Here is a 1,117-nt window from a genome sequence, read left to right as displayed (position 1 = left end):
CTAAACCCCTTCAGGGAAGTCGGGTTAGGGGCTGAGGGTTATGCCATGGAGGGGGGCGTCCATGGCGTGGCAGCCAAAGCACTGGACAGTGCAGCAGCTTGAGGAGCGGCGGCTTGCGGCCGGGAAACTCCTGCGGCGGGGGCACCTATCGCAGGCGGAGGTTGCACGCCGTGTGGGTGTCAGCGAGGCCTCGGTCAGTCGCTGGGCGCGGCGACTGCACGAGGCGGGCGGCAGCACACGCGGGTTGAAGGCGAGGCCGCGCACGGGCCGGCCGTCGAAGTTGAGTTTGGGGGAATGGCAGCAGGTCTCGGAGTTGGTCAGGGCAGGGGCGCGTACGTGTGGCTTCCCTACCGAGCGCTGGACGCTCACGCGAGTGGCGCACCTCATCCAGCGTACGTTCGGAGTGCACTACCACCCCAATTACCTGGCCGAGTGCCTTCACCGGTTGGGTTTAAGTCCACAGCAGCCCCGCACGCGAGCCAAGGAGCGTGACGATGCGTTGGTGGAAGCATGGCTGAAGCGCGACTGGCCCCGCATCAAAAGGGGGCTCGAAGAAGCGGGCGGGCCATTGCCTTCGTGGACGAGACAGGTAGTTCGTTTCGGGCCCGCGTAGCGTCTACCTGGGCGCCCGTCGGGCATCCGCCCATCCTGCGCCGTCGTGACAAGCGGCGCGAAGTCTCCAGCATCGTCGCCCTCGTTGCCCCGTACGGCCACAGGCCGGCGCGCCTGTATTCGCGCCACCGGGAGGGCAGCTTCACCAGCCGGGACGTCATCACTGCCCTGCGCTACTTCCGCAGGAAGGTGGGTTGTTCGCTCACTATCGTGTGGGACGGTCTCAACCAGCACCACAGTGCCGAGACGCTCGACTTCGTCGCACGCCACCCCGAGGACTTCCGCCTTGAACGGCTACCAGGCTATGCGCCAGACCTCAATCCCGAGGAGGGCTGCAACGGCATGGTGAAGGCCGAGCTGCGCAATGCCACGCCCGACTCTGTCGCCGAGCTGCGCGCCCAGGCACGCGCTTCATTCGTGCGCCTGGGCCACCGCCACGATGTTCTCGCCGCCTTCTTCCTTCACGCGGGTCTGCGCCTTACCGGACTTTCCTGAAGAGGGTTAG

The 1,117-nt window shown here is 66.5% G+C and carries 2 protein-coding genes; both read left to right on the top strand.

Annotated features, from left to right (window positions below):
• The first annotated feature begins 40 nt into the window (after positions 1–40).
• Complete coding sequence (locus HUA74_RS44905) at positions 41–613, top strand: IS630 family transposase (RefSeq protein ID WP_306663490.1); 573 nt, start codon at positions 41–43, stop codon at positions 611–613.
• The gene (locus tag HUA74_RS44900; RefSeq protein WP_217443736.1) at positions 511–1,107 is read left to right on the top strand and encodes a transposase; all 597 of its coding nucleotides are present in this window, start codon (positions 511–513) and stop codon (positions 1,105–1,107) included. The genes HUA74_RS44905 and HUA74_RS44900 overlap by 103 nt, the downstream gene beginning before the upstream one ends.
• The last annotated feature ends 10 nt before the right edge of the window (positions 1,108–1,117 follow it).

Source organism: Myxococcus sp. CA051A, from assembly GCF_013336705.1.
In the GTDB taxonomy this organism is placed as follows: Bacteria; Myxococcota; Myxococcia; order Myxococcales; family Myxococcaceae; genus Myxococcus; species Myxococcus llanfairpwllgwyngyllgogerychwyrndrobwllllantysiliogogogochensis.
Note: the sequence above shows the minus strand (reverse complement) of the source record. Positions and strands in the feature narration are given on the sequence as shown.

Bases quoted from the DNA above. Each gene is read 5' to 3' on its own strand.
- HUA74_RS44900 (WP_217443736.1), top strand. From the start codon at position 511: ATGGCTGAAGCGCGACTGGCCCCGCATCAAAAGGGGGCTCGAAGAAGC.
- HUA74_RS44905 (WP_306663490.1), top strand. From the start codon at position 41: ATGCCATGGAGGGGGGCGTCCATGGCGTGGCAGCCAAAGCACTGGACA.